The following is a 19734-nucleotide window of genomic DNA, read 5'->3' as shown; positions in this document are numbered from 1 at the left end:
TATAATACACTCCTTATTCAACATCTATACTATCTATATAAAGTTCTTTGCCTTTCTCAATCAAAACACCGCTGCTACCGCAATAGGGACACTTAAACGTGAAATTACCCCTATTATAAATCATGCCGCAACTGCGGCATTTAAACTCTGCTTTCACTTTTTTAAAATCAAGCTTAGCACCGTATAATGGCGTTCCTTCACTTAAAACATCAAAGTAAAATCTAATGCTTTCTTCTTCAAACCCGGTTAATTCCCCAAGCACGATGTTTATTTTGGTCACCTTATTGACATTTCTTTTTTTAGCTTCATCAGAAACCATGTTTACGATGCTTTCAGTTATAGACAATTCATGCATTTAAGCACCGGCTTTCTCAGAATCATCGTGTTTTTCCAAGTGAATGTTGTACTTTTTGTCTGTGCAACTTCTGTAATGCACATCAAGCTTTAAACATTTCTTAGGGCACTTTTCCACGCATACGCCACACAAGACACATTCAAACGGATTGTACTCCCAAACGCTGGTCTTTCTGTCCACCTTTATGCAGTTTGATGGGCACACTCTCTGGCACATGCCGCAAAAAATGCATTCATCAATGTTGTTTTCCAAATGGCCTCTGTTTATATCGAAAGGCTTTCTTTCTTCATACGGATACATGCGAGTTACTGGCTTTCTTGACAAATTAGAAAAAACGCTTTTAAGCATATCCAACATTTCAATTACACCTCTTTCCTGGTTGTGTTTATCTCTCTGTACAACTGATACAAGGATCAATTGTCAATATCAATACAGGCACATCTTGCAATTGAGATCCAGGAAGTATTTTCAAAAGAGCTGGTATATTGGCAAAGGTAGGTGTTCTTATGCGGAGCCTATCCAAAAATTTTGTGCCGTTTGATTTAATGTAATACACAACTTCTCCTCTTGACTGCTCAAGCCTTGATATGACTTCCCCTGCTGGCGGATTGCCTTTTACAGGAACATTAATATCTCCTTCAGGCATTTTACTTAAGGCCTGTCTTATAAGGTCAATTGACTGGAATATTTCCCTCATCCTTACTAAATTTCTTGCATAGCTGTCACCGTCTTTTTCCACAATCGGTTCAAAGTCAAGATACTTATAAGCAGCATAGCCAGTAGTCCTAAGATCTAAATCCACACCACTTCCCTTAGCCATAGGCCCAGTTGCGCCAAGCTCGTACGCTTCTTCTTTCGTCAAAACACCTATGCCTACTGTCCTCTCTTTTACCGTGTAGTTATTCATAACAACATCATTAATGTCTTTAAGTTGCTCTTCAACATCGTCTAATTCCTTTAAAATCCACTTAGCTTGTTCGCTATTTATGTCTTTTCTGACTCCGCCTACGATATTAACTGAAATTATCACTCTGTTGCCTGATGTGGCTTCCAGTATGTCCATTATCTTCTCGCGAATCTTCCACGTCTGCATAAAGAGATTTTCAAAGCCAAATGCATCAGCAAAAAGTCCAAGCCATAAAAGATGGCTGTGGATCCTGTGGAGTTCTGCCCAAATAGTCCTTAAATATTCAGCTCTTACAGGAACCTGAACACCCATCAACTCCTCTATTGCTTCACAATAATCTTGTCCATGCATGCAACTGCATATACCGCATACCCGCTCTACTACGTAAACCATCTGGTTAAAGTCCTTTTTCTGCGCTAAAGTTTCCAGCCCTCTATGGACAAAACCAAAAGCAGGATATGCTTCTACTACCTTTTCATCCTCCACCACAAGTTTTAAGTGAATCGGCTCAGGCAAAACAGGGTGCTGTGGCCCAAACGGAATCGTACTTTTATCACTCATTCTTACCACCCTTTTCTCTTCTTATAATCTCTATATCTGCTTGAGGACTTATGGGTGAGCTTTCCCCCAACATAAAATCCCCTCCAAAGTCAACTGCAAGACCATCAAACTCAACTCCAAAAAGCTCTTTTATCTCATTTTCTACTGCCAGCGCACATGAATAAATGTCTGAAACGCTGGGCACATTTTTTCCATCAGTTATGATGTGGATGTTTTCTAAATCATAACCTATGGCAAATGTGTATATGATTTTAAACTTATCTTCTAAATTGAGACACGTCTCTGTAACAAATCTATAACCACCATCGTGATATTTTTTTACTTCACTTTTTAAATTGCTAATCTCCACTTCTCTGCTATTGACGATCATAAAATCACTCCTAACCTAAGCTTTTGGCTGAAACTATTACTTCCTTGCGAGAATACTTCTCTTTTAATATTTGTGCCGCCTTGTAAAGACCATCTATCATGGCCTCAGGCTTCGCCGGACATCCAGGAACATATACATCAACAGGAATCACTTTGTCTATGCCGCCTAACACATTGTAACAATCTCTAAATATACCTCCGCTGCATGCACAAATTCCGGCTGCCACAACTACTTTTGGATCGGGCATCATGTCATAGACATTTTTCAGTACATCTTTATTTTTTTCATTTACTGTGCCAGTTACAATTAAGATATCCGCGTGCTTTGGATTTCCTACATTTACCATGCCAAATCTTTCCATGTCGTATATAGGCGTCATGCATGCCAAAACTTCTATATCACAACCATTGCAACTTCCACAATCATAATGAACTACCCATGGTGATTTTGAGAAGGACTTTTTTACAAATTCTTTTAAACCCATAAATTTATCACCTCGATACAAAATACAAATATCCGATATTTACCACTGTAAATACAATGCCTATAGTCCAGCTAAAACTCAGCATCCACTTAAGTGTCATCCTTGCAGATATATTATCTACAATTATATCTAAAAAGAATACAAAAAGCGATATCAAAGCACCGATCACAAGATTTTGTGACCAGAAAATTGCCAACATTGCTAAAAGCAGCACTAACTCATACCAATCAGCTATTTCAATTAAAGCCAGATACGGCCCTGCATAATCCGTGAGAATCCCTCTTACAAGCTCCTGATGTGCATGTTCAGATGTTGAAAAATCGAAAGGAGATTTCTTTATTTTTATGTCCAGTACAAGGCTTAAAACCACAAAAATAAGCGGCAAATCCAAAAGAAGCCTTCCATGTGACATTATATCGTGCAAATTAAAGCTTCCAGCTACGTAGTACATGCCAATAAGCACAAATATAAGGAGAGGTTCATATGCCAACATCTGCATTAATTCCCTCTGGGCCCCTACTTGGCTGTATGGAGACCTTGTAGCCAACGCCCCTATTACATAGAAAACAAGCCCTATTGACATTATGAAAATTATCATGAGAAGGTCAGCTTTTATCGCAAAGAAACCGACACTTAGTATAGCTGATAATAAGTATATATACGCTGCAAATATCTGGAAGTCATTTACTATCATCTTCTCTTTAGAAAGTAATTTTACAACGTCATAAAACGGTTGTAATACAGGCGGACCATACCTACCTTGAATAAGTGCTGTTACTTTTCTGTCTAATCCTGTTATGAGACCACCTATAAGCGGAGTCAAAATGACCGCCGCCGCAAAAACCAAATAATCTGACCACGTCATAGCAATATCCCTCCGAAAATAGCCAGTATCAAAATAAATGAGATGTAATTCATGTATTTCGTCATCACGGCCTCGTTTATGATGCTTGGAAGATAATAATTTTTCACATCATACCCATTATTTGAGTCATCGTAATTAAGCCCAGCCTCGTATGGCTTTGTCTGAACTATATCATGGGAATTCTTTATGGTTAAAAATGCTAAGATAACGGCTAAACCTATGGCAAAAAATACTGGATATATGGAAAATCCTCCAAGGTTGCTTTCAAGGTATCCTGATGCAGCTTTTACAGAAATCGACATCTTCAGCATGTTTATCTCAGGTTTAACAATGGCATTAAAAAGCTGCGTCACAGCCAAACTCAATACGATTGCTATCGTAACTAAACTGTATAGAGCAAACTTTATTGTTGACAGCTGCTTTTCTACGAAAAATTTGCTGTTACGGCCTTCTGATAAGATATTGCCTATCCACCTGGTGTAGTACATGACTGTTATAGCGCTGCCTAAAATCAAAAGCAGTGCCACAAGTAGATTTCTCGATGCAGCTTCTATTGCCATCCACTTGCTTAAAAGCATTCCAAATGGAGCAATCATTAATGAAAGAATGCCTATAAAAGTGATAATCGTCGTAACAGGCATTTTTGTAATAAGTCCTTTCATATCTTCTATATCACGGCTGCCAATACTTTGTTCAATTGTGCCAACACATAAGAACAAAAGCGCCTTTGATACAGCATGGAATATTAAAAGCAAAATCGCTGCTGTTATGGCACTGGAAGTGTTGATGCCTATGCTTGATATCATCAATCCTAAATTAGCAATTGTAGAATATGCCAATATCTTTTTCCCATTGCTTTGACTTAATGCCAATATAGAAGTTGCAATAAACGTAAATGCCCCGTATAGCGCTATAAACCCGCTTAACGTTGTCCCTCTAAATGTAGGTGCAAGCCTTAATATAAGGTATATAGCAGCTTTCACCATTGTACTTGAATGCAAAAGTGCTGATACTGGTGTCGGTGCCACCATAGCACCTAAAAGCCAGCTTTGAAATGGCATTTGAGCTGCCTTAGTAAATGCAGCCAGAACCATAAAGAATACTGGAATTAAAAGGATATAAGAACTATTTGTCTTTAATAAAGCATCCAGTGTTATTATTCCTGTATACTTATAAAGGATTATAATACCTACCAACAAAGAAAAACCACCTAACATATTAATCCACAATGCTTTAGACGCATTTTTAATCGCTTCTTCTGTCTTGTCATGAGAAATAAGCAGGAATGATGATAATGACGTTATTTCCCAGAAGAAATATATCCACATTAAATTATTTGAAAAAATTATGCCATTCATAGCTCCGATAAATAAAAGAATAATGGCAAAAAACCTAGATTGTCTTGATTTAGCCAGTTTCTTTTCTTCTTCATGATGATCCATGTAGCCAAAGGCATATACAGCAATTATGGGTCCTACTACTGAGACTACTAAATTCATAATTATTGATAAGTTGTCAATATAAAATGTATTTAGTTCTTGTTCCTTTAGCATAAATAGTTCAAAAAATGCAAGCGGCAATATTTGCAGTATTGAAAAAATCGCTATCTTAGGTTCTTTCACCTTAAATGATACATAAAGGGTATAAAACAAAAGCACATAATCGCCAACTTTTATCAATTTATCAATGATTCCATAAAATGATGTCCCAACGACCGTTGGCAAATTGGCAGTTTTAAAAATTGCTAATGAACTTAAAAATACAATAAGCAATGTAGCCAAAACAAATGCTTTCCTCGCTACTGCCTTACCAATTGTAATTGTTGTCAAGCTCATTACAATCGGAGCAATAATGCTTATTAAAACCAGATCACTTGTCATTTTTTCACTCCTTATCTATTCGATTTAATGAATATTATATATTGTATACATTTTTAAATACCCATTTTGATTATAAATCTAATTGAATAATAAGTCAATTGTATTTAATATTAATTAATTTTGTTTATTATTTAACAATTTTTCAATGTTTTTTGTAATTTAAAGCACAATAAAACGGCAGAGAATAACAATTCCCTGCCACTATTTAGCACGCTTTTTCAGCATTTTTGCCATTTAATATTTCTCTCAAATACTCGCCAGATATCGTTTCTTCTTTAACCAATATGCTTGATATTTCATTTAGCTCATCTATTTTATCTTTTAATAAATCTTTAACTTTTTTTTCTTGTTCTTTTATTATCCTATTTACTTCTTCATTTACTTTATCACCTGATATATCGTCTTTGCTGATAATGCCCAGCTTTGAAAGTCCCGTAAATACTATCTTCTTTGCGATATCTACTGCTTGCTCAAAATCATTTGCCGAGCCTGTGCTTCTGCTATTTAAGATTAGAAGCTCTGCAGTAGTTCCTCCAAGTGCCACCATAATTTCATTTTCCAACTGTTCTTTTGTATATATTAATGTATCGTCTTTTTCAGTCTGTCTTACAAAGCCTAAGGCTTTTCCTCTAGGCACTATTGTAACAGTAGCCACCGAATTAGGATTGACAATCTCACCAACTATAGCATGTCCTGCTTCATGTATTGACACCCTCAATATCTCTTCATCAGTAGGTTTTTTATCAGTTTTCTCACCAAGTATAACTTTGTCGACTGCTTCCTGAAGATGTTTCTGCATTATTTTTTCTGACCCATCCCTCATTGCCAAAATTGCAGCTTCATTGCAAAGACTTTCAAGGTGAGCACCCGAAAAGCCAAATGTATCTTCTGCAATTGCCTCCAGATTGACATTTTCATCTAATGGTTTGTTTCTAGTATGAATCTTCAATATCTGAAGTCTGCCACTTTTATCTGGCAGGTCAACACTTACCTGCCTGTCAAATCTACCTGGCCTTAATAGTGCAGGATCTAACATATCAGGCCTATTTGTAGCTGCCACTACAAGAATATTTATATCATTATCACTTTTTATCCCATCCATCTCAACAAGAAGCTGATTTAACGTCTGGTCGTACTCATGATGGCTCTCATTTGTACCCCTTTTCGCCCCAAGAATATCTATCTCATCTATAAATATTATTGCACTGTCTTTTTGTTCTTTTTTTGCCAATGCTTTTGCGGATTCAAAAAGTTTTCTGACCCTCTGTGCACCAACACCTGCATACATCTCAATGAATTCACTTCCAGATGTAGCTACATAGCTAGAGTTAGTGTACTTAGCAGCCGCTTTAGCAAGCAGAGTTTTGCCTGTTCCAGGAGGTCCGCTTAAAAGTATGCCTTTAAGTGGCCTTATGCCCATCTTTTTGATTTTTTCCCTATTAATCACAAAATCCAATGCTTCTTTTAATTCTGATATGGCTGTACTCTGTCCACCTATATCATCAAACGATACGCTTGTATCAGGATTTACGATTTTTCCGGAAGTACTTAAAAGTCCTTTGTTTTCCAGTATAAAACTTAAAGCAAAAATCATTATGCCTATTATAACAATCGGCGTAATATCAATACCCAAAATAGCGGCAAAAATGACTAAAGCAATTGAAATACCTATAAGTATTTCTTTAACCATTTGGTTATTCCCCCTTTGTATTGCGCGGTATTATCTTGTACAAATAATTTTGACCATCATAGATACTTAAATATATATTATTTTCATCGATGTAAATATTCGTTTTTGCACCTTTATCACTGCCATTTTTATCTACAATCTTGCTCATTTCTATATAATCGCCATTTTGAATGGCCTGATATATTGCAAACTGGTCCTCATAGTAGATATTATTCAATTTATCATTGGGATTGTCAATTATCTTCATATCAATTTTAACCGGATATTTATTGATTATCTTCTCAATAGTTGTATAAGCAGTCATAAGGTTATCTATTTTCGAAAGCTTAATATTCGCAATATAACCGCTATTTCCAATACTTACATCAGCAGATTTAACATATTCAGAAGATTTAATATCATTAGATATCTTTTCTGGCAAAATGCGATTCTGATATAGATTAAATCCTCCTAATAGGATACCCAGCGCTAAAGTCACTGTTACTATGACTATCTGCCATTTTAATTTTGAAAACATCATATCCCCCCTCTATAGCGGCATGATATATCATATTATATCATAAAATATATACTCGGACAACACCACAATAAATCAATAATCAGATAGAAAAAGACCTTAACATTCATATTTAATTTGATTAATATCATTCATAATACTATAATAAATTAATAATATATAATTATAGTACAATTCTTTTCTAAAACTTAATGTATAAAATTTACAAATCATATTGAGGAGAGTGAACATCGTGAGGATAGCTGCAACATTGACAAAAGATGGATTGATTTCTAAATTGCCTGATGGACCACATATTGTCATTTTTGATACAGAAAAAAAAGATGCAGAAAAATACGACAATCCAGGTTTTACTCTAAAAGAAGGAAGAAGAAGCGCCGTAGTAGATCTATTTATAGATAAAAAAGTAGACACAGTCATAACAATTCCCGAATCCTTCTGTGACATGTCTTACGGAAAGGCTAAAAGCAGCGGTATCGAATTCATAAGGCTTAATGAAAGTTTACCATATGAGGAAGTGATAGAAAATTTGCCGACGTATCTAAACAACGCAACATCGGACATACCGGAAGAAGAACTGTTTAAGAGAAGATAAAAATTTATGGAGGCATTAAATTTACATTGCCTCCATTCTCTACTACAAAACATTCACATTAGCGTATCGGTTTTACTTTTTCTGATACTTTTTTCGCAAGTTCCATATAATATGTCGCCTCAGGATCATTTATAAACGCTACAGGCAATCCAATATCGCTTTTCTCCCTTATCTTTATCTCTATTGGAATCTTCACAAGCACATCTGTATTTAACTCTTTTGCCAGTTTTTCTGTTTCGCCTTCTCCAAAGATATTGTATTTTTTATGGCAGTCAGGGCACTCAAAATACGACATGTTCTCCGCTATACCTATCAAATCTATGTTTACCTTTTGAGCCATATACGCAATTCTTCCTGCTACATGTGATGCAGATGCTTGAGGCGTCGTCACAAGCAAAAACTTTTGCTCTGGTATTTTTTGCATTATTGTAAGAGGTACATCCCCTGTGCCTGGTGGCAAGTCAATTATCATGTAGTCAAGGTTTCCCCAATAAACGTCATTCATAAACTGCTCCAGGACTCCTCCTAAAAGTGGACCTCTCCATATAAGGGGCGTATCTTCATCTGCAAAGTTCCCCATGGATATCACTTTGATACCGTACTTTTCAATCGGCAATATCGTATTCTCATCTAAAGCATATGGCCTTTCGCCTACTATGCCTAAAAGACGCGGTATGCTAAAGCCAAGAACATCAGCATCAATAAGGCCTACTTTATAACCCAATCTTCCCAGTGCAACAGCAAGATTTGCAGAAACAGTGGATTTTCCAACACCGCCTTTACCGCTTCCAACTGCTATCACACGAGTTTTCTCAAATAAAGGTACTTTACCCTGATTCATGCTGTTTGCAAGTTTCTGCCTTTCCTCTTCTGTCATGGCACCCATATTGACTACAACATCCTTGACACCTTCAAGTGCCTTTACTTTATTTATTACATCCTCTTTTATGCTGTTTTGAAGTGGACATCCTTTAATAGTTAACTTTATGTCAATTGTAACTATATTGCCCTCTATATTAATATTGTCGACCATGTTAAGGTCTACGATGCTTCTTCCTATTTCAGGATCGTAAACATCTTTTAGCACATTTAAAATTTGTTCTTTTGTAATCAAGTATATACCCCCTAATGGTATTTTGTTTTCAATACTTATATTATAATATATAATCACAATAAATAGAATACCCTTAAAATCATTTTTTACAATGATTATTTTATAAATAACCATAAAATAGATAAAGTAAGAGTAATTCTTGACAATAATAATAATATCATATTTATAGAAATAAAATATGAATAACGAGGAAGTGATACACATGGTGTTGAAAAAAGCAACCACTTTACCTCAAAATGTACAAGATGTTTTAAATAAAATGTTGGATCACCAAGATTATTCTTTGGTTAACATCGATGGATTATACTATATAATAGCTACAAGAGGTGAAATGCGTACATCAGGATACTCAATAAATATTAATGATGCTAAAATAATCAAAGATTCTGATGATACAACATTAGAAGTAAATGTATCATATGTGAATCCAGCTAGAGATTCTTACGTTTCTCAAGTTTTGACGTATCCACATGATGTAAAAAGTTTTACATATGACGGCAAAATCACGAAAGTAATAATAAATACAAAAGTAGGTCGTAATATTACAAAAGTAGACTATATTAAAATGTGAAAACAATTACCAAATTAATATTGAAATTTTTGTTAAATTAGATAATTGAATAAATTATTGTATTAATATATGATTAAAGTATAATACTGCAAGGGGGAATTATAAATGAAAGAATTTAACGTCTATTTAAATTCAATTGATAAAGTCAAGAATTTCGTAGAAAAGATGTCAAAATACCCTTTTGATATTGATATTGTATCCGGACGTTATGTTATCGATGCAAAATCAATCATGGGAATCTTCAGTTTAAACCTTGAAAATCAACTTACAGTAATACCACACACCGAAGATGAAGAAGCCTTGTCAAAATTCTCTGATGACATAAAAGAATACATAGCATAGCACAAAGGCAGTTATAATTTATAAAAGCGTAGACTATCTACGCTTTTGCTTTTATATTATTGGTGGTGGTGTAGGTCCTTTTGGTATAGCTATCTGCCCTGTTACCGCATCTATGTGCATAAGCCAATAACCCATGTCACCAGCGTTTCTCATATTTTCTTTTATAGGGCACCAGTATACAAATCCTGTCATCCCTCCAAAAGGCTGATCTGAAAGAGTAAATAATCCCGGCATACCATAGACGATATATTTAAGCTTTCCATTTTCATCATTTACAAAACCAACCAAATAGTGGTCATAAAAATCATTCCTATAGCCTGTATTAATCCTCCACCATCTGTATCCGTCTAGATTGTTCTCAAATGGATGCACTTCATCAAGGTAGTTGACAATATTATTGACGTATTCCTTTAAATATTTTACGTATCCACTATTTTCTTCGTTTCCATTAACCTCATAACAATTGCTTTTTTTGACATCTTGTGCATGTTCATCAATAAACTTCTCTTCGCTTTCGCTGTTTGTATTGGATGCATCTTCCGCTTCAAAACTATTAACAGGTTGGTTGCCAACGTCATTTTCTTCTGGCTCAACTTGAATTTCAACTTCATCTTCTTGGGTTTTCTCAGTGTAAGACTCCGGCAAGACATCAATATTATTTTCATCTTTTTCGGTTTTATCATTGCCTTTTTCTTCATCATAATAAATTTGCTCCTTATTTTTTTCATCACTTTCATTGCTTTTTACCAATTTTTTATAAGTTGCTTTCCAGTTAAATCTAGTCTTGTCTATGACGCCTGAAAGAGGTATCAATTTATTGCCATTATCTGCCTCAACAAATGCTACAGCTAAATCATCAAACTTCACACCTGAGCCAAGTACATCATTTGCATCAAAAGACCATTCTGCACCACCTCTTCCTTTATCGTCAACTCTTACAGCACCAAATTCAATTAATTTTGGATTTTCGCCAATTTTTAAAAATTTCACCGTATACGAATAGCTTGGATCAAGGTTTTGAAGCGATGCAGTAATTCTGCCTCTGCCGCTTATGGATTCTATTTTAAGATAACCTGTTATTTCTTTATCTTTTAAAAGTGATGCACCTCTCTCATCAGGTTCCAGCATTATATACATTCGCTTATAAAAGTCCTTTCTTAAAGGCATTTTAATATCCCCCTTATTTCAAATATACTTTTCGCAATATATATTATGAAACAAGGGCATTTAATATTACATTTTCATATCATAAATAACATTTGCCAGCTCAGCAAATTTTTCTATAGAAAGCGTCTCTCCCCTTTGCTTAAAATCAATTCCACATTTTGATAAGGCTTCTATGATTACAGATTGATCTATATTCAACGACTTTAATGAATTTGTTATGACTTTTCTCCTTTGTCCAAATGACGCCTTTACAACCTTGAAAAAGAACTTTTCATTTTTTACAAATACAGGTGGCTCATTAAGAACATGCAGTTTAATAAGCGTTGAACTTACCTTTGGCTTTGGAGAAAAGACTTCTGGAGGAAGATTAAACAACATCTCCGGTTTCGAGTAATAATTTACTGCAATAGTTAATACACCGTATTCTTTGCTTCCTGGTTCTGCACATATTCTCTGGGCCACTTCTTTTTGTATCAAAATCGTTATGTCTTTCATTAAATGTGACTCTAAAAGCTTCATTATAATTGGTGATGTTATGTAATACGGCAAATTTGCAACAACTTTGCATCTATTGCCATCAAAATACTTATCAACAACGCCTTTTAAATCAGCTTTCATAATGTCATCATTTAATATGATTAAATTTTTATATTCTCTTAAATTGTCTTTTAAAATTTCCACAGCTTCATCGTCTATCTCATAAGCCACCACACTTTTTGCTCTCTCTACAATCTTTTTAGTTAGTGTGCCTAAACCTGCGCCGATTTCTATTACATTGTCATCTTTTTTTACATCAGCTAAATCGGCTATCTTTGACAATATGTTTTCATCAAATATAAAATTTTGACCAAGCTTCTTTTTAGCATTAAATCCTTTCACTTTCATATCTATAATACCTCGCATTATTTTTTTAAAAAACAAGACAGGTAAAACCTGTCTATTTAAGTATATAAACTCTTACAGTTCGTCTTCCCCAATTACATGCTTCTTTATACGATGTAAAGAACAAATCGATGATATTGCCTTTTATCGCTTCCCCAATATCTGCTGCAACCCCAGGCCCATACCCCTCAACATATAACCTGGTACCTAATGGTATCACACGAGGATCAACAGCAATTATGCCACGCCTTACTGTAGCGCCTGTATAAGTTAAAGAACCCGGCGGAGCGTCGTATCCTGTAGCATCCATTATCTTCATCTCTCTATATCTATAGGTCTCTCCCCTTGATGTAGTCAAAAGCCCCAATGTACCTACCTGCACTATCTCGGTTATAGGGTTTTGCACTACAACATCTTTTAAAACTTGGCGTGATATTTCCTTTCCATCTTCATATGTAATTTTTATTGTTTTTTCACGCTTTCCGTTTTGTCCTTCCTGTACAACCTTCGTCTGTCCTCTTGCCATATCATCATTTTTTACTGTCTGTACTTCGTAAGCTATATCTTCATCTTGTGTAACAATCTTTTCATCTACTCTGGTTATTGTAACATTCATGCCGCTGTATGTTTTGCTATTTATAGGGGTGCTTATTCTATCGATAGGGCTTAGTGTGATTTTTCCTTGTGCTAATACATCTTTTAATGTTGGCTTTACTGTGTATATTGTTATATCTTTTCCATCAACGTGAATTACCACGGGGTATGCTCTTTTGATGTTTACCTTCATGCCTTCTTTTAATTTTGAATCTAATGAAGGTGTAATAACATCTTCTTTTCTAAACTTTATATTTTTCTCTGCTAATAAATCTTTAACTGTGCTTTTAAATGTTGTAGCAACAATTGTTTTGCCATTGTCTGTGATTGTAACTTGCTTTTTCAAGTTAACGTATACAGCTATACCTACTAACGAAATTACCAATGCAGCCACTATCAGAATTACAGCCGGTTTTTTGACAAACTCAACAAAGGCAACCGGCCAAATTCTTCGGTTGCTTGTATCCATTGCATAACCTCCTAATATTTATTGGGAAGACTTTTTATAATTTTAATATACTACGTTATTTTTGTCAAATTCACTACATAATTATTATCTCCATTTCCATATTAATCTATCATTTATATTATCTACTATATTATTGTATTATATACATAAAAATTTATGTTTCTTTTAAAAAGAAACACGCCCTTTACGGGCGCATCATCTGCATCATTTGTGTCATTATCGTATATGCCATAGAAACATGATTATATGCTTCCATAAACATACTCATGTGCTCTGGCGGACAAGGCATAGGTGGCATCATGCCTGGCATACCTGGCATTCCTGGCATAGGTCCCATAGGTGGTTCGTGAGGGCAGGGCATTGTAGGCATACCTCCCATAGGCGGCTGCATCGGACCCGTATATGGTTCTGGATTAATAGGCGGAACGTTTATGGAATTTTCATTCAAATCATCTCGATACATCTTTTTATATCCCCCTTTATTATTGAAATATCCCATTTCAATACAGTATATGTTTCACCTATTTTATTTGCTATAATTTATTTGAAAGTAATATTAAATAATTTTAAAGTATTTGATGCAGTAATATTGCATACATCATCATAATCCATGTTTTTTATCTCAGCTATTTTCTTTGCCACGTATTTTACATTAGTAGGTTCATTTCTTTTCCCTCTATACGGCACAGGCGTTAAGTAAGGGCTGTCTGTCTCAATTAATAACTTTTCTATCGGCACCTTCATAGCTACATCAACGGCTTTTTTCGCATTTTTAAATGTCACTGGTCCTCCCAATGAGATGCAAAAGTTCATCTCAATCAACTGAAATGCCATTTCGCTGCTGCCTGAATAGCTGTGAAAAACCCCTCTTAAACTGCTTGTCCACTCTTTTTTGATAATATCAAACACATCTCCATGTGCATCCCTATCGTGGATTACTATCGGTAAATCATACTTCTTGGCAAGCCTTATCTGTTCTATGAAGCATTGCTTCTGATAATCCACTGGTGGATCGCCGTAATAATAGTCAAGGCCTATCTCTCCTATAGCAACAACTTTTTCTTGTGATAACAATTCCTCAATAACCCCAATGTCATTTATCTCCCTTTGCGAATGCTCAGGGTGAATGCCAATAGCAGCATATATAAAACCATTATTTTCAGCAAGCTCAATCGATTTTTTTGACGTCTCAATGCTGGATCCTACATTTATCAATACTGTAAGCTCATCTTTGCACCTTTTTATAACATCATCCCTATCTTCGTCATACTTTTCATCTTCCAGGTGTGCGTGTGAATCTATAATCATAAAATCATCTCCTAAATGCTTTTATAGTCATCTTTATTTTAACATATTTTATTAATTCGAAGTATAAAGTGAAAAATCACACTATGCTAAAAAAGCAAGTTCAGATGAGCATCTACAATTCATCATGTCATCACTTCTTTCCATAATCTTAAATTTAGCCATGTAAATAGCAAGTAGTACAAAAATCCCACCTCTTATTACATATTACATTCTTTGTAATTTGCCCCAAAATTTAAATTAACTTCATAATAGCATCAATGTTTAATTTTAGCAATAGCTAAATAAAAATCGCCTGGTATATTTTGTATATAAACAAAAGAAAATTCAACTAATTTTATTCATATATCTACTAATTTTTAGTTTTTATGTTATGCTAAAATTAATGTAAATAATGCGTAATTTGAAAATGAAAAATATAGTGCAATGTTTTTATATCTCCAAAAATAAAACAAGGGAGGAAAAATAAATGAAACGAAAATTAATTATGATTACGACATCGTGCATGCTCATCATATTTTCTATTGGTACCATTAGTTATGCTGTCTCTCCTCAAGTGCAAGCCAATATTGCCGCACAAGACAACTTTAAAACATTGCTTAAAAGCATTAATACAGAATACCGCGATTTTTATTTTACAACAAAAGATGAAGTATCAATGGCAAAGCTGGGAAATCCAATTCAATGGGCCACTATTGATATTAATAAATATGATCCTTCAATAAAAATAAGTGAGCAAGTCACTCGTGAACCATTTTACACATACCCAGTAATAGCTGGAAACAATGTAATAACCGATTTTTCAATCATATTGAAGAATGAAGAATGGCATGTTGTAGATTTTGGCGGAGCATTAACCAAAAATATTTATAAATTAGCAAGTGAAAACAACTTTAACCCTGACGACTGCTTTTTACTGAATTTTGGCGGTGATATATTTGTGATTGTTAATAAAAATGGAGAAGAGATGGCCTTTTCACCGTATTACTCTGATCAAAATGCTGGTCTAAAAGAAAAAACACTTGTGAACAGCGATATTATTAAAAAATCTTTTATGAACAAAGTGCGTAATATTCAAGAAAAAGCAAAACAAGGAAATTATAAGACAATAGGCAGCAATGAAACTCTATATGGACTTCCTCCGTTAGAATTCAAGCAGAAAGGCATTTTCGAACGTTTATCTATTTATTTTAGTCATTTATTGTAATAAACTTTTATTGCACAACTTGAAGCTTGTCTTACATATACACATGTTAGGCGAACTTAGTAAAGCAGAAACTGAGATGCCGAAAATCGGCACCTACTTCATAAAAAATGTGCCGGATTTCGGAACTTCCCAAATGTTGGAGTTAGAGTTATAATGTAGTCAAACAGATGAATTCAATGTATTATTTACTAACAAATATTTCTTTCATGCTTTATAATAAACCGGGAGGCAATGTAATGAAAAAAAATATAATAATTTTGTCTATCATTTTATTGTCCATTTTGTTAACGTCTTGTCATGTAAAAACTAATAGTCAAATACATAAAAGCCTTAATATAGATAATGCTTCAATCATTCCGCAAAATACAATTCCTCTTGGATTTGACAAATATAAAAAAAGAATATTGGTGTCAATAGAAAACAAAAACAATGAAAAAACAGAACTGGGTTTCTATGATTTAAATACAAGTGTAGTTAAACCAGTGATAAAGCCAGTTAATACTGATAAAAATATAATAAATGCTGCTACGGATGGAAAGTATATTGCTTGGGTAGAAGCATCTGATAATCCATATGGCAATGACTGGATAATATATGCCTATAATATAAAAAATGGAACCATTAAAAAGATAGACTACGGAAAATTAAATGAAAAATCTGCTTCAAAAGTATCCTTTAATCAACAGCCAAACCTGTCTTTGGATAGCTCAAAGCTTGTATGGTCTACTTATGAAATACAAAACAACAAAATTCTGTGTTCTTTGATTTTATACGATTTAGCAAACGACAAAAAGCAAGTGATAAGAAGCATTGATGGACTGGGAAATAGTTATATTGGACATCCAAAAATATTTGGCAATTACATAGTATGGCATGAAGGTAAAATCGAAGAGCAAAGCGAAGTTGGCAAGGTCTATCTATACAATATTTCAAATAGTAAAATTGCAAAAATAAGCGATAATGGATTCACACCAAATATTTACGGTGAGAATATTGTATGGGTATCTGATAAAAGTCATATATCCTTATACAATCTCAAAACTAAAAATACTGTAGAAATTGTAAAAGGCGATGCAGTAGAAAGATGGTTTCCATCGTTAAACGATACATATATTACGTGGTATGATAATATGGGAATACTGGAATTATATAACATTAAGACAGGTAAATTGCAAGACTTCCCTATAAAAACAAATAATTTTTCTAGCATAATGGGTAACGTATTGTCATGGACTAAATTAGAAAATAATAAAGGTATAACACAATTTATTACCCTTTCTGAATGATGGTATGCCGATGCAGCACATACCCAATATATTTGTACTACGAAATATTTTGCATCATTTCTATAATGTAAATAACATAAGGAAGGAGTTTGTCCTTGAAGAGTTTATATGTTTGGCTAATAAGTATTGTAGTAAGTTTAATCATTTTTCTAATTGGTTTTGAAATGGCACGCTTTTCTGGACGGGTGTTTAAGTATTCCATACCGAAAGACAAAGAGTCTAAAATTAAGTTTTTCTGCTTTATAGCAATTGTCGTCATAGCTTTAATATTAGATTTCTTTTATCCAAAAAGATCTTCATTTTACTTAGCCCTGTTCACTGGATTAGCAGCCGGATTACCATATAGTTCTTCAGACAAAAATTCGAAAGATGATAAGAAGCAAAACACTTAAAGTAGTTCAATTAGATAAAAATAATGGCGGGAATCACCCCGCCTTCTTTTTATTTCACCTTCGCACCGCTTTCTATATCTTTATCGACAGTGACAACAGTCAACTTACCTTCGTTTGATGCCGCCAAAATCATTCCGTATGATTCTATGCCTCTTAATTTTTTAGGCTCCAGATTTGCAACGAGGACGAGTTTTTTACCTATAAGTTCATCTGGTTTGTAATGCAGTGCAAGCCCTGACACAACTTGCCTTACCTCATCACCAACTTTAAGCTTAAGCTTTAATAATTTATCAGCGCCTTCTACTTTTTCCGCTTCCAATACTTCTGCAACCCTCAAATCGATTTTTGCAAAATCATCTATTTTGATGTAATTTGTCTCTTCTTTTACATCTACTTTTTTAGAAGATTCTTTTTCAGCTTCTTTAAGCTCCTTTTCTACATCGATCCTTGGGAAAATATTCTCCCCTCTTTTGACTTTTGTGCCTGATTTCAGTAAGCCGAATTTAAGGCTATCCCATGTTCTTAAATCATTGCCAATTCCAAGCTGTTCATATATCTTGATAGGCGTATTTGGCATAAATGGCGTTATTAAAACTGCGACAAACCTCAACGATTCAACAAGGTTGTAAAGAACCGTTTTAAGCCTTCCTTTTTTGTTTTCATCTTTTGCCAATACCCATGGCATCGTCTCGTCAATGTATTTATTTGCACGACCTACAAGCTTCCAAATCTCCGCAAGAGCATTTGAAAACTGCAACTTATCCATATAGCTTTCAACAACTTTTGGCAAATTATTTGCGATAGATATTAACTCATTATCAACATCGTCTTTATCTAAAGCCTCAGGCACTACACCGTCGAAGTATTTTTCTACCATCGTTACAGTCCTGCTTAGAAGATTTCCAAAATCATTGGCAAGGTCAGAGTTTATCCTGGAAATCAAGGCTTCATTTGAGAATACGCCATCTGCCCCAAACGGAACTTCTCTTAAGAGAAAATACCTTATAGCATCTACACCGTATTTTGACACAAGCTCTTTCGGGTCAACCACATTGCCCTTCGACTTTGACATCTTGCCGCCTTCTAAAATAAGCCAGCCATGGCCAAACACCTTCTTAGGTAGAGGCAAATCCAGCGCCATAAGCATTGCAGGCCATATAATGGTGTGGAATCTTACGATTTCCTTTCCAACAAGGTGCACATCTGCCGGCCAGTATTTTTTGAAATCTTCGTCGTGGTCTGTAGAATACCCCAATGCAGTTATATAGTTGGAAAGTGCGTCAATCCAAACATATACAACGTGTTTTGGATCGAATGGAACTTTTACGCCCCAGTCAAATGACGTTCTGGATACGCACAAGTCCTCAAGACCTGACTTTATAAAGCTTACCATCTCATTTAGCCTCGATTCAGGCTGTATAAAGTCAGGATGCTCCTCGTAATATTTAAGAAGTTTGTCAGCGTAATTTGAAAGCTTAAAGAAATAGCTTTCCTCTTTCACAAGCTCTACAGGTCTGCCGCAATCTGGGCAGTTCCCATCTACAAGCTGTTTCTCAGTCCAAAACGTCTCACAAGGTGTGCAGTACCAACCTTCATATTCGCTTTTGTATATGTCGCCTTTTTCATAAAGCTTTGTAAATATCTTTTGCACGATTTCTTCATGCTGCTGGTCCGTCGTCCTTATAAACTTATCATTGCTTATGTCCATCGTCTTCCACAAATCTTTTATCCACGCCACAATCTCATCAACATACTGTTTCGGCGTAACGCCTTTTTCCTTAGCCTTTCTCTGTATCTTCTGACCGTGCTCGTCTGTTCCTGTCAAAAACATCACGTCATAACCTGTCAGCCTTTTAAACCGAGCCATCGCATCTGCAGCAACAGTCGTATAAGAATGACCTATGTGTAGCTTATCACTGGGATAATATATAGGTGTTGTAATGTAAAAAGTCTTCGCCATAAAAATCCTCCTCATCTTATAATTTTTATTTTTAAGACGTAAAAAAACCCGCCTCCCACTAAGGGGCGAGTTTATCGCGCTACCACCCTTTTCACATACGCCTCACGGCAGTATGCCTCGTAAAGTGCTGCCACACTCCTACTCTGTAACGGGAAATCCCGCCAAAGCCTACTTAGTTTCAGCTTTGAAGCTCAAGGTCCATGTTCAAAAGTTCATTCTCT

Annotated in this window: 22 protein-coding genes and 1 other annotated feature (1 of these 23 only partly in view); of the genes, 6 read left to right on the top strand and 16 right to left on the bottom strand. The window is 35.0% G+C overall.

What is annotated here, in order from left to right; genetic code table 11:
• Positions 1–13: 13 nt before the first annotated feature.
• From hypA to J2Z80_RS08380, 9 genes are all read right to left on the bottom strand, one after another.
• Entirely contained in the window at positions 14–355 is a 342-nt protein-coding gene (gene hypA, locus J2Z80_RS08420; protein WP_085112504.1) for a hydrogenase maturation nickel metallochaperone HypA, read from the bottom strand.
• Positions 356–712 carry a 4Fe-4S binding protein gene (locus J2Z80_RS08415; RefSeq protein WP_209453985.1) on the bottom strand — a complete coding sequence of 119 codons (357 nt, stop codon included), beginning with the start codon at positions 710–712 and terminating at the stop codon, positions 356–358.
• A gap of 28 nt (positions 713–740) precedes the next feature.
• Positions 741–1823, bottom strand: a complete 1083-nt coding sequence (locus tag J2Z80_RS08410) for a hydrogenase large subunit (RefSeq protein WP_209453984.1) — start codon at positions 1821–1823, stop codon at positions 741–743.
• Positions 1816–2193, bottom strand: a complete 378-nt coding sequence (locus tag J2Z80_RS08405) for an NADH-quinone oxidoreductase subunit C (protein WP_209453983.1) — start codon at positions 2191–2193, stop codon at positions 1816–1818. The genes J2Z80_RS08410 and J2Z80_RS08405 overlap by 8 nt, the downstream gene beginning before the upstream one ends.
• 10 nt (positions 2194–2203) lie before the next feature.
• Complete coding sequence (locus J2Z80_RS08400; protein WP_013786933.1) at positions 2204–2677, bottom strand: NADH-quinone oxidoreductase subunit B family protein; 474 nt, start codon at positions 2675–2677, stop codon at positions 2204–2206.
• A 7-nt stretch (positions 2678–2684) separates the two neighbouring features.
• A complete protein-coding gene (locus J2Z80_RS08395) occupies positions 2685–3542 on the bottom strand; it encodes a respiratory chain complex I subunit 1 family protein (RefSeq protein WP_209453982.1) in 858 nt (285 codons plus the stop codon).
• Entirely contained in the window at positions 3539–5422 is a 1884-nt protein-coding gene (locus J2Z80_RS08390) for an NADH-quinone oxidoreductase subunit 5 family protein (protein ID WP_209453981.1), read from the bottom strand. The genes J2Z80_RS08395 and J2Z80_RS08390 overlap by 4 nt, the downstream gene beginning before the upstream one ends.
• 205 nt (positions 5423–5627) lie before the next feature.
• A complete protein-coding gene (locus J2Z80_RS08385; RefSeq protein ID WP_209453980.1) occupies positions 5628–7112 on the bottom strand; it encodes an AAA family ATPase in 1485 nt (494 codons plus the stop codon).
• A 4-nt stretch (positions 7113–7116) separates the two neighbouring features.
• A complete protein-coding gene (locus J2Z80_RS08380; protein ID WP_209453979.1) occupies positions 7117–7629 on the bottom strand; it encodes a hypothetical protein in 513 nt (170 codons plus the stop codon).
• Between the two features lie 232 nt (positions 7630–7861).
• On the opposite strand from J2Z80_RS08380, the gene J2Z80_RS08375 reads away from it, so the two are divergent.
• Positions 7862–8224 (top strand): NifB/NifX family molybdenum-iron cluster-binding protein, encoded by a 363-nt coding sequence (locus J2Z80_RS08375; protein WP_209453978.1) that lies wholly within the window; start codon positions 7862–7864, stop codon positions 8222–8224.
• A gap of 58 nt (positions 8225–8282) precedes the next feature.
• Here J2Z80_RS08375 and J2Z80_RS08370 read toward each other — a convergent pair whose 3' ends face one another.
• Positions 8283–9338, bottom strand: coding sequence for an Mrp/NBP35 family ATP-binding protein (locus J2Z80_RS08370; protein WP_245301220.1), 1056 nt, complete (start codon positions 9336–9338; stop codon positions 8283–8285).
• Positions 9339–9540: 202 nt separating this feature from the next.
• Here J2Z80_RS08370 and J2Z80_RS08365 point away from each other — a divergent pair, with 202 nt between their 5' ends.
• The gene (locus J2Z80_RS08365; RefSeq protein WP_209453976.1) at positions 9541–9909 is read left to right on the top strand and encodes a protease complex subunit PrcB family protein; all 369 of its coding nucleotides are present in this window, start codon (positions 9541–9543) and stop codon (positions 9907–9909) included.
• Positions 9910–10014: 105 nt separating this feature from the next.
• On the top strand, positions 10015–10251 hold the full coding sequence (locus J2Z80_RS08360) for an HPr family phosphocarrier protein (protein WP_013296679.1): 237 nt from the start codon (positions 10015–10017) through the stop codon (positions 10249–10251).
• A 51-nt stretch (positions 10252–10302) separates the two neighbouring features.
• Here the strand turns inward: J2Z80_RS08360 and J2Z80_RS08355 are convergent, their stop codons facing one another.
• From J2Z80_RS08355 to J2Z80_RS08335, 5 genes are all read right to left on the bottom strand, one after another.
• A complete protein-coding gene (locus J2Z80_RS08355) occupies positions 10303–11418 on the bottom strand; it encodes a hypothetical protein (RefSeq protein WP_209453975.1) in 1116 nt (371 codons plus the stop codon).
• Between the two features lie 66 nt (positions 11419–11484).
• On the bottom strand, positions 11485–12303 hold the full coding sequence (gene rsmA, locus J2Z80_RS08350) for a 16S rRNA (adenine(1518)-N(6)/adenine(1519)-N(6))-dimethyltransferase RsmA (protein ID WP_209453974.1): 819 nt from the start codon (positions 12301–12303) through the stop codon (positions 11485–11487).
• A gap of 52 nt (positions 12304–12355) precedes the next feature.
• Positions 12356–13363: a resuscitation-promoting factor gene (locus tag J2Z80_RS08345; protein ID WP_209453973.1), complete on the bottom strand. Its 1008-nt coding sequence runs from the start codon at positions 13361–13363 to the stop codon at positions 12356–12358.
• Between the two features lie 184 nt (positions 13364–13547).
• Positions 13548–13826 carry a hypothetical protein gene (locus tag J2Z80_RS08340; RefSeq protein ID WP_209453972.1) on the bottom strand — a complete coding sequence of 93 codons (279 nt, stop codon included), beginning with the start codon at positions 13824–13826 and terminating at the stop codon, positions 13548–13550.
• 77 nt (positions 13827–13903) lie between these two features.
• Positions 13904–14671, bottom strand: a complete 768-nt coding sequence (locus tag J2Z80_RS08335; protein WP_209453971.1) for a TatD family hydrolase — start codon at positions 14669–14671, stop codon at positions 13904–13906.
• A gap of 466 nt (positions 14672–15137) precedes the next feature.
• On the opposite strand from J2Z80_RS08335, the gene J2Z80_RS08330 reads away from it, so the two are divergent.
• The 3 genes from J2Z80_RS08330 to J2Z80_RS08320 all read left to right on the top strand — a co-directional run bounded on the left by J2Z80_RS08330 (position 15138) and on the right by J2Z80_RS08320 (position 17553).
• On the top strand, positions 15138–15875 hold the full coding sequence (locus J2Z80_RS08330) for a hypothetical protein (protein ID WP_209453970.1): 738 nt from the start codon (positions 15138–15140) through the stop codon (positions 15873–15875).
• Between the two features lie 236 nt (positions 15876–16111).
• Positions 16112–17161, top strand: coding sequence for a hypothetical protein (locus J2Z80_RS08325; protein ID WP_209453969.1), 1050 nt, complete (start codon positions 16112–16114; stop codon positions 17159–17161).
• Between the two features lie 164 nt (positions 17162–17325).
• Entirely contained in the window at positions 17326–17553 is a 228-nt protein-coding gene (locus J2Z80_RS08320) for a DUF2919 domain-containing protein (RefSeq protein WP_150201215.1), read from the top strand.
• A gap of 49 nt (positions 17554–17602) precedes the next feature.
• On the opposite strand, the gene metG is transcribed toward J2Z80_RS08320, so the two are convergent.
• Positions 17603–19513 carry a methionine--tRNA ligase gene (metG, locus tag J2Z80_RS08315; protein ID WP_209453968.1) on the bottom strand — a complete coding sequence of 637 codons (1911 nt, stop codon included), beginning with the start codon at positions 19511–19513 and terminating at the stop codon, positions 17603–17605.
• Positions 19514–19571: 58 nt separating this feature from the next.
• Positions 19572–19734 (bottom strand) — a binding site (T-box leader); it runs 70 nt beyond the window's last position.

Source organism: Thermoanaerobacterium butyriciformans, assembly GCF_017874545.1.
GTDB lineage: Bacteria > Bacillota > Thermoanaerobacteria > Thermoanaerobacterales > Thermoanaerobacteraceae > Thermoanaerobacterium > Thermoanaerobacterium butyriciformans.
Note: the sequence above shows the minus strand (reverse complement) of the source record. Positions and strands in the feature narration are given on the sequence as shown.

What these genes read in the sequence shown, in the direction of transcription:
- J2Z80_RS08395 (WP_209453982.1), bottom strand. Translation starts at nt 3,542, where the DNA reads ATGACGTGGTCAGATTATTTGGTTTTTGCGGCGGCGGTCATTTTGACT.
- J2Z80_RS08410 (WP_209453984.1), bottom strand. Translation starts at nt 1,823, where the DNA reads ATGAGTGATAAAAGTACGATTCCGTTTGGGCCACAGCACCCTGTTTTG.
- J2Z80_RS08405 (WP_209453983.1), bottom strand. Translation starts at nt 2,193, where the DNA reads ATGATCGTCAATAGCAGAGAAGTGGAGATTAGCAATTTAAAAAGTGAA.
- J2Z80_RS08320 (WP_150201215.1), top strand. Translation starts at nt 17,326, where the DNA reads ATGGCACGCTTTTCTGGACGGGTGTTTAAGTATTCCATACCGAAAGAC.
- J2Z80_RS08400 (WP_013786933.1), bottom strand. Translation starts at nt 2,677, where the DNA reads ATGGGTTTAAAAGAATTTGTAAAAAAGTCCTTCTCAAAATCACCATGG.
- J2Z80_RS08345 (WP_209453973.1), bottom strand. Translation starts at nt 13,363, where the DNA reads ATGGATACAAGCAACCGAAGAATTTGGCCGGTTGCCTTTGTTGAGTTT.
- J2Z80_RS08385 (WP_209453980.1), bottom strand. Translation starts at nt 7,112, where the DNA reads ATGGTTAAAGAAATACTTATAGGTATTTCAATTGCTTTAGTCATTTTT.
- J2Z80_RS08355 (WP_209453975.1), bottom strand. Translation starts at nt 11,418, where the DNA reads ATGCCTTTAAGAAAGGACTTTTATAAGCGAATGTATATAATGCTGGAA.
- J2Z80_RS08340 (WP_209453972.1), bottom strand. Translation starts at nt 13,826, where the DNA reads ATGTATCGAGATGATTTGAATGAAAATTCCATAAACGTTCCGCCTATT.
- J2Z80_RS08335 (WP_209453971.1), bottom strand. Translation starts at nt 14,671, where the DNA reads ATGATTATAGATTCACACGCACACCTGGAAGATGAAAAGTATGACGAA.
- rsmA (WP_209453974.1), bottom strand. Translation starts at nt 12,303, where the DNA reads ATGAAAGTGAAAGGATTTAATGCTAAAAAGAAGCTTGGTCAAAATTTT.
- J2Z80_RS08365 (WP_209453976.1), top strand. Translation starts at nt 9,541, where the DNA reads ATGGTGTTGAAAAAAGCAACCACTTTACCTCAAAATGTACAAGATGTT.
- J2Z80_RS08360 (WP_013296679.1), top strand. Translation starts at nt 10,015, where the DNA reads ATGAAAGAATTTAACGTCTATTTAAATTCAATTGATAAAGTCAAGAAT.
- metG (WP_209453968.1), bottom strand. Translation starts at nt 19,513, where the DNA reads ATGGCGAAGACTTTTTACATTACAACACCTATATATTATCCCAGTGAT.
- J2Z80_RS08380 (WP_209453979.1), bottom strand. Translation starts at nt 7,629, where the DNA reads ATGTTTTCAAAATTAAAATGGCAGATAGTCATAGTAACAGTGACTTTA.
- J2Z80_RS08325 (WP_209453969.1), top strand. Translation starts at nt 16,112, where the DNA reads ATGAAAAAAAATATAATAATTTTGTCTATCATTTTATTGTCCATTTTG.
- J2Z80_RS08415 (WP_209453985.1), bottom strand. Translation starts at nt 712, where the DNA reads ATGTTGGATATGCTTAAAAGCGTTTTTTCTAATTTGTCAAGAAAGCCA.
- J2Z80_RS08390 (WP_209453981.1), bottom strand. Translation starts at nt 5,422, where the DNA reads ATGACAAGTGATCTGGTTTTAATAAGCATTATTGCTCCGATTGTAATG.
- hypA (WP_085112504.1), bottom strand. Translation starts at nt 355, where the DNA reads ATGCATGAATTGTCTATAACTGAAAGCATCGTAAACATGGTTTCTGAT.
- J2Z80_RS08330 (WP_209453970.1), top strand. Translation starts at nt 15,138, where the DNA reads ATGAAACGAAAATTAATTATGATTACGACATCGTGCATGCTCATCATA.